This window comes from Muribaculum sp. (assembly GCF_029051885.1).
Taxonomy (GTDB): Bacteria; Bacteroidota; Bacteroidia; order Bacteroidales; family Muribaculaceae; genus Muribaculum.
In genome coordinates this window covers 1-7,640 of record NZ_JAIDKI010000236.1, presented here as the reverse complement: position 1 = coordinate 7,640, position 7,640 = coordinate 1, and the positions used below count along the sequence as shown (strand labels likewise).

Below are 7,640 nucleotides of genomic sequence, written 5' to 3'. Positions count from 1 at the left end.
TTATATTTCAGGCGGAGTCTTTTTGCCGCTTTTCCCTCTCTTCGTCAGTCATGTAGCTCGCTACACTCCTTCCTCATCGAGGAAAAATCCATCAAAAATCCTCTCGCCGGAAATATAAAATAATTTTTACGACTTACTTATGATACAGATTTTGAGAGAGAATGTCAGATGTATTTTTGTTGGCTATTCAAAAGCAAAGTGATATGAATTTACACAGTTTCTGAGAAAGTATCTAAAAAACGAAAGGCCCCCGACACACGTCGCGAGCCTTTCTTATGCCAAAAAAGTAGATAGATAATTGGCATGTGCGAATTATTTTAGGCTAATTATAGATTTTGTTCTATGCTGGTAAATCAATCTGATATCTCAGGCTGACAGTGATAATAGATGATATTAGTCAAATAAAATCTTTTACAATGCAAATTTAGAAATAAGATTGATAATATGCAAACATTTTGGCTAATTATTATTCGCCTGTATTGCTATATTATTCTGCATTATGTCATCGTAGATTCAGCCCGATACTGTCTTTGTCAAGTATTTTCAGGAATCGGCGGCAGAGGGTTATCAGCTCTTCGTCAGTAATGGTATATGGTGGCATTACATATGCGTTTCGTCCGAATGGTCGAATCCATATGCCTTCTTTTACACATAATTTCTGAAAAGCTCCGACATCGACAGGTTCTCTCATCTCCACCACTCCGATTGTGCCGAGCACACGCACTTCGGCAACGTCAGCAAGTTCGGCAGCCGGCGCCAGTTCGCGCTCAAGTATCTCCTGGATATGGGCGATGTGCGACTTCATATCTTGCTCTTTGAGCATTTTCAGCGACTCCACGGCTATGGCGCAGGCAAGAGGATTGGCCATAAATGTTGGACCGTGCATCATCACACCCGCTTCTCCTCGCGATATGGTATCGGCTATCTGGGCGGTCGTAAGTACGGCGCTCATTGTCAGATATCCTGCAGTAAGGCCCTTTCCTATGCACATTATATCGGGTTGAACACCGGCCCATTCCCATGCGAAAAATTTACCGGTTCGCCAGAATCCGGTTGCTATTTCGTCGAATATCAGGTATATGCCGTATTTATCGCAAAGCCGTCGGGCCTCCACGAGAAATTGTGGATGATAGAAATACATGCCTCCGGCTCCCTGCACTACGGGTTCGAGTATCATGGCAGCGATGTCGTCGGAATGCTTTTCAAGCAATTCCTCAAGAGGCTTTATGTCGGTCTGATTCCATTCACCTCCGAATTTAGATGAAGGGTGGGGGATGAAATAACGTATCGGGAGCGATGTGCCGAACGCGCCATGCATACCGGTGACAGGATCGCACACACTCATTGCATTCCAGGTGTCGCCGTGGTAGCCTGACAGGATAGTCACAAAGTTGGTTTTCGTGTGGCTTCCGGAGCGTGACACCGCTGCCTGTATAGCCATTTTCATGGCTACTTCCACTGCTACTGAGCCTGAGTCGGCATAAAAAATATTATGCATTGACGGAGGTGCTACTTCAAGGAGCATCTTTCCAAGCTCGATTGCCGGTTCGTGGGTAAGCCCTCCGAACATTACGTGTGACATGCTGTCGATCTGTCGCTTGGCGGCGTCGTTGATTCGAGGGTTGTTGTATCCGTGGATTACACACCACCAGGATGACATGCCGTCGATAAGTTCGGTTCCGTCGGCCAGACATATTCTGGCGCCATGTGCGGATTTTACTTTATATGTGGGGAGAGGATTGATTGTCGATGTATAGGGATGCCACAGGTGTTCGCGGTCCCATGCGTCATGCAATAATGATTGGTTATCGTGCATCTTTTTGATTGACTGTTTATTTCATGCGTTATACAGGTAGCGTTTGATTGAGCGCTTGGGAGTCTTTTCAAACTCGTTGGCAATGAGCTGTATTTTTGACACGCGTTCATATGGAGCTACGAGTTTGTTGAGATCGGAGAGCACATTTTCCATCTCATCCGGAAGCTGGCTGTTGGAGATGCCAAATTTGTCCATAGCCTCATAGTCGGGGTATACAAGTGCTACAAGCTGGTTGTTGCGCTCGATGACGAGGCTTTCAGCCACAAGTGGCATATTATTGAGCTTAGCCTCTATTTCCTCAGGGTATATATTTTGTCCGTTGGCCGAGAGAATCATTGTTTTGTAGCGCCCGCGTATGAATATGGTTGCGTCGGAAGAACGTGTGCCCATGTCGCCGGTATGGAGCCATCCGTCTTTGTCAAGCACCGCTTCGGTAGCTTCCGGATTCTTGTAGTATCCGTTCATTACATTTACACCTCTTACGCATATCTCTCCGGGTATGTTTTCAGGATCCGGACTGTCAATGCGGCTTTCCATAAATCCTGCGAGTGTACGCCCCGATGAACTTACTATGAATTGCCTCCAGGGTGTATAACTTATAAGCGGTCCGCATTCAGTCATGCCATAGCCGACTGTAAACGGGAATTTAATGCGGTGGAGAAACTCTTCGACTTCGCGGTTAAGAGGAGCTCCACCTACGATTACTTCTTCAAATTCGCCTCCGAACGCCTCGACAAGTTTGCGGCGTATCATTACATAAAGCGCTTTATCAAGACCGGGAATTGCCAGCACCCATCGCATGCGTTTGCTGGTAATCATAGGCAGAATCTGCTTGCGGTATATTTTTTCAAGAATAAGAGGCACGCATATTACAAGGTTAGGCCGTACCTCAGACAGTGCACGTATCAGTACATTCGGAGCGGGCAGCTTGCCGAATACAGTGATATGTGTTCCGGTAGCGAGTGGTACGAGCATGTCGAACGCACATCCGTAGGCATGTGCCAGAGGCAGAAAAGCCAGGCATCGTGAACCCTGGAAGTGGAGTCTTGACTGCACGCCGAAGGTCACATTTCCCCAGAGATTACGATATGACAGCATTACACCTTTGGAAAATCCTGTTGTGCCTGAGGTATAGTTAAGTACAGCGATGTCGTCGGCCGATGTCTCTGCATATTTTATGTCAGCCGGGCCGAATCCGTTTTTATAGCGGCGACGGAACTTGCGGTTTATATTTTTGAACTCATAGGCGATTTTACCGTCGTTGGCTGGATGCTCGGCAAGGAGTTTCCCGTTTGTAAGGGATATTACGCCTTTTATGTTGGGCATCTGCTCAAACTCGAGATTCTCCCAGATATGATCGTCTACAAAGAGCAATATCGATTCGGAGTGGTTGAGGATGTGGGTGGCATCCGTAGGGTTGAAATCCTGAAGTATCGGGACAATTGTAGCTCCATATGTAATGGTGGCGATGAATACGACAATCCATCCTGGAGAGTTGCGGCCTATAAGTGCGATTTTATCACCCTTTTTTATTCCTGACAGCTCGAAGGCAAGATGAGTGCGCGCTATGTCGAGTGCCAGATCGGCATAATTCAGGGTATGTTTCTTCCCATACTCTGTAAGAGCCGGCAGGCCCCAGTTATCACGGAAACTTTGTTCATATATGGGATTGAGCAGCTGGGTATCCATATTGTAAAGGTTGGTTCAGCTATTGCGGCTGACTGTTTATATCCTGCAAAAATAACATAAATTATCAGAAATATATACACTATGTATTGATAAAAGGTTTAGAAACATTTTATCGGAATAATGCATTCACTGTTGTTATATATAAAATAGCGTGAAGCAGCCCGGTGGGTGTGGTATCGGAAATCGTGATTGCCGGTATCGTAAAAAAACTTGACCGATGCTTTACAACGCCGTTCTTCAAGGGTAATTTTGCCCCCGAAATAAAAAAAATATATTATGAACGAGCAAATGATTATATGGTGTGCAATAGTGGGAGTACTGATGTGCACATTCGTTGTGAGGGGATTATTATATCATCGCAAACACTCTCAGAGGTCTGCTGTGCGCCATCATCGCATTCCTCTGATCGAGATAGGTAAGGAGAAAGAGATATTCTATCTGCCTGGTGACCGCTATGATGAAGATGAATTCTGATGAGGCCGGTACATTTTTGGCCGAGTATGCGTCATTGTTGTGGGGCAGCGGAGCCACATGCACTCGAATAGAAAAGAATATAGGCCGAATGGCACATGCGCTTAATCTTGATGCCGATATAGAGATTATGCCGGGACATGTGCAGGTTGTGCTTCCCGACGGTTCGGTAATCGCCAGGAAGACATGCAAATGCGGCATAAGTTTCGATATCAATGCTAAACTTAGTCGTTTGAGCTGGGAGCTTGCCGATGGAAAAATCGGATTCAGACAGGCTGAAAGAGTGTTCCGGCATATTGCGTGTACCAAGCCTACCGATGCTCGCGAAGTGCTGATTCTCACTTCGTTGGCCAATGCATCTTTTTGCAGGCTCTTTGGCGGAGATTTTGTCGCGATGCTGATAGTGTTTATCGCTACTTTGGCCGGATACCGCCTTAAGCAGGTGATGCTTGAGGATGGACGTGATGTGAGGCTTACTTTTTTGTGCTCGGCTTTCTTTTCTGCCACGATAAGTGCCGGAGGGCATGTATTCGGATGGGGCACTACTCCGGAGATTGCGCTCGGTACGAGTGTGTTGTATCTGATACCCGGTGTCCCGTACATCAATGCAATTAGCGATATTATCGGGCGTCATTATCTATGTGCGCTGAGTCGGTTTATGGATGCGTGTGTGCTTACGTGTTGCCTGTCGGCCGGCCTTTGTATCGGGATGTTTATCCTTGGACTTAACTGGTTTTGAATATGCTTGACAGTCTACTCATAAATATTTTTGAAGACGGATTGTTTGCGGCGATAGCGGCAATCGGTTTTTCAAGTATCAGCAACACTCCACGTCGAGCCTATCTGTGGTGTGGTGGAATTGCAGCGGCCGGTCATGCCGTGAGGTATGTGTTGACCTCCTCCGGAATATGCCATATGCATATAATAGCGGGCAGTACTATTGCGGCGCTTGTAATAGGCTTTCTTAGTGTAATCTGTGCGAAAAAGATAAAATGTCCGGCTGAGGTATGCTTCTTTCCGGCGTTGCTCCCGATGATTCCGGGGATGTATGCTTACCGTACGATAGAGGCTTTGGCGGCATGTCTGATGCATACCCACGAGGAGGTGTTCAACCATTATCTGTATCTTCTGTCATTCAACGGATTCACATGCATATTTATAATAACCGGAATGGTAATCGGAGCCAATATCCCCGTGTTCTTACTGAAGAAGATATCGTTTCAGGCTACCCGCTAAATGAATTCAAGCGTTTAGCCTGGATTATTATTAGTATATGTAGTATCTTTGTGGATTATGGAACTCCGACAACTTAGATATTTCGTCAAGACAGCCGAGACACTGAGTTTCTCTGATGCGGCGCGTGCCTTGAATCTTGCTCAAAGCACGCTTTCTCAGCAGATTAAACAGCTTGAGGATGAGCTGAAAGTGCAACTTTTCGAGCGTAGCAGCCATTCGATGAATCTTACGGAATGTGGTAGCGAATTGCTTCCGTTGGCCATACGTACTCTTCACGATGCCGAGACATGCCGCGACAGGATAAATGATCTCCAGAAAATTCTTACCGGTACTCTTAATATCGGGGTCACCTATTCGTTCAGTCCGATACTTACCGAGACTCTGATGTCGTTTATGAAGCAGTATCCGCATGTCAGGATGAATATATATTATAAGCCGATGGCAGAACTGATGGATATGCTCACAAACCGCACGGTTGACTTCGTGCTGGCGTTTCGTCCGACTGTGCGCAACGAGGAAATAGAGTCACATGTGCTTTTCGACAACCATCTGGCTGTAATCGTAAAAGACTCCCACACTCTTGCTTCGCGAGAAAAGATAAGTCTCTCTGAACTTGAGAAGTTTGATTTGGCACTTCCGACAAAAGGCCTTCAGGCACGAAATGCGCTTGAACATTATATAGCAAGATCGATGGTGAGGTTGAAGAATATCCGTATCGAGCTTAATGAAGTAAACATACTGCTCGAACTGATAAAAAAGAGCAATCTCATAACCATTCTTGCCGAAGCTACCATATATAACGCTACCGGAGTAAAGGCCATCCCGATTGAGATGCCATCAAATGAGATGGACGGATGTGTGCACATGCTTAAGAATGCCTACCGCAAACGTTCGTCACTTGCCTTTATCAAACTTCTTAAAGATTCAATAGCAGTAAGGGAGCGCGTGCTTGATTTCTGATGAAATAGCGATGAAAACAATGGGCTGTGTCAATTCAGTGTGACACAGCCCATTTGTTATGATGTATTGTTGAGGTATTATAGTTACCATTCAGGCCACCAGCCGCCTCCGCCGGTGGATCCGTCATCGGCTTTTACTTCATATTTGAAGAGTGGAGTAGTGGCAATGCCTGCATATCCAAATGTGAATATGTAGTATGTCTCTCCGTTGATAAGTGTATTTCCTGCATAGTCTGTAGTGGTCTTGAACATTGCCGGTGTGGACAGTGAGCTGTTGTTCTCACCCATAAAACAGTTCATCATGATTAGGTCGCCGGCCTTGTCGATTACATTGGCCATGAATGCCTTGTCATCGGAGAATTTGTCGTAGTCTGTCTTTTTCACTACGCCTGTGTAGTAATATTCATTGTCGACCGACGGAGTGATACCGTATGTGAAATAGGGTATTGTATTTCCAAACCAATCGTTGGGGTCGGTCTCTCCGCCTGCGGTCACATCTTTTATGGTGAGAGTCATGGTCGACTCGGTGGCGGCCGGAGTGGTGACATTCAGTGTGGAGACAATGGTTGTGCGCACTCCCTCGTCATTCACGCCAAATGCATATACAGTATACTCGGTTGACGGCATTATGATTGTAACACCGAGATTCTTGCGTGAGTTAAGAGTCTGCTCGCCGGTGAATACACGAGGGTCGGTAGTCCAGTCGACTGGAGGATTAAAACCGTTGTTGAATGCCAGTTCGTTGTCAGCGACCTGAGTGGCAGTCAGTCCTGCTACTTCTGATGTCTTTTTGATTGTCAGGAAGTAGCGGGTGGATTCGTCGGTGGGCTTTACATTGACATTGATGAACATCGGCTCTGCCGATACAGTGGCAAGGGTAAATGTACAGTTGTCGGTTACTGTTACCGGAGCGGTCTTGAAACCGGCTTTTGTAAGACGGCTGCATGCATTTATGCTCTCATCGATGCCGAATGCCAGGATGTAATACTCCATGTCGGGAGTAAGGCCGGCGAGTTGCAGTGACCCGTTGCCTTTGTGTACAGTCGATATCTGGTCGAGAGAGGCTCCGCCCGATGCAGCCATTCGCACTGTGGCGAGAGCGTTATTGACAACATACTCTTCGTCGCCATTGAATTCATTGTCAAATTCATTTCTGGTAATGAATCCAAGATAGTAATATGTGTCAGAGTTGTCGGGAGAGGCTTTTATGGTAGCCGTAGTCGGGGTAATGTCGGAGGCTTCAAGGTTGAACGTGATGTCGATAAGGCCGGCAGTGTGTACAAGTTGCTTGAAAAGTCCTGTCGTAAATTCTCCTTTTTTGTTTATGCCATAGGCGTAAATGTAATAGTCGGTATCGGCTTTGAGATTGTCGCGATTGAGCACCTGGTCGTCGGGTTCCCAGAATCCGATGAGGAAGTCCAGGTAAACTTCGAGAGTGTCTGACCACGGATCGTTGGCTACCTCTGAGT

6 protein-coding genes and 1 pseudogene are annotated in these 7,640 nt (G+C 46.4%); 4 read left to right on the top strand and 3 right to left on the bottom strand.

What is annotated here, in order from left to right; translation table 11 throughout:
• Window positions 1-502 precede the first annotated feature (502 nt).
• Together bioA and K2I50_RS09745 are read right to left on the bottom strand one after the other, a co-directional pair.
• Window positions 503-1,783: pseudogene (gene bioA / locus K2I50_RS09750) on the bottom strand (adenosylmethionine--8-amino-7-oxononanoate transaminase); the annotation flags it as partial.
• A 54-nt stretch (window positions 1,784-1,837) separates the two neighbouring features.
• Complete coding sequence (locus K2I50_RS09745) at window positions 1,838-3,505, bottom strand: AMP-binding protein (RefSeq protein WP_301026131.1); 1,668 nt, start codon at window positions 3,503-3,505, stop codon at window positions 1,838-1,840.
• A 276-nt stretch (window positions 3,506-3,781) separates the two neighbouring features.
• Between K2I50_RS09745 and K2I50_RS09740 the strand changes: the two genes are divergently transcribed.
• Genes K2I50_RS09740 through K2I50_RS09725 form a run of 4 tightly spaced genes read left to right on the top strand, consistent with a single transcriptional unit; the run spans window position 3,782 to window position 6,172 of the window.
• Window positions 3,782-3,979 (top strand): hypothetical protein, encoded by a 198-nt coding sequence (locus tag K2I50_RS09740; protein WP_301026129.1) that lies wholly within the window; start codon window positions 3,782-3,784, stop codon window positions 3,977-3,979.
• Window positions 3,960-4,715, top strand: a complete 756-nt coding sequence (locus K2I50_RS09735) for a threonine/serine exporter family protein (protein ID WP_367279101.1) — start codon at window positions 3,960-3,962, stop codon at window positions 4,713-4,715. The genes K2I50_RS09740 and K2I50_RS09735 overlap by 20 nt, the downstream gene beginning before the upstream one ends.
• A 2-nt stretch (window positions 4,716-4,717) precedes the next feature.
• Window positions 4,718-5,212 (top strand): threonine/serine exporter family protein, encoded by a 495-nt coding sequence (locus K2I50_RS09730; RefSeq protein ID WP_301026128.1) that lies wholly within the window; start codon window positions 4,718-4,720, stop codon window positions 5,210-5,212.
• A 57-nt stretch (window positions 5,213-5,269) separates the two neighbouring features.
• A complete protein-coding gene (locus tag K2I50_RS09725; protein WP_301026127.1) occupies window positions 5,270-6,172 on the top strand; it encodes a LysR substrate-binding domain-containing protein in 903 nt (300 codons plus the stop codon).
• Between the two features lie 83 nt (window positions 6,173-6,255).
• On the opposite strand, the gene K2I50_RS09720 is transcribed toward K2I50_RS09725, so the two are convergent.
• On the bottom strand, window positions 6,256-7,640 hold a 1,385-nt coding region (locus K2I50_RS09720; protein ID WP_301026125.1), incomplete at its 5' end, for a hypothetical protein.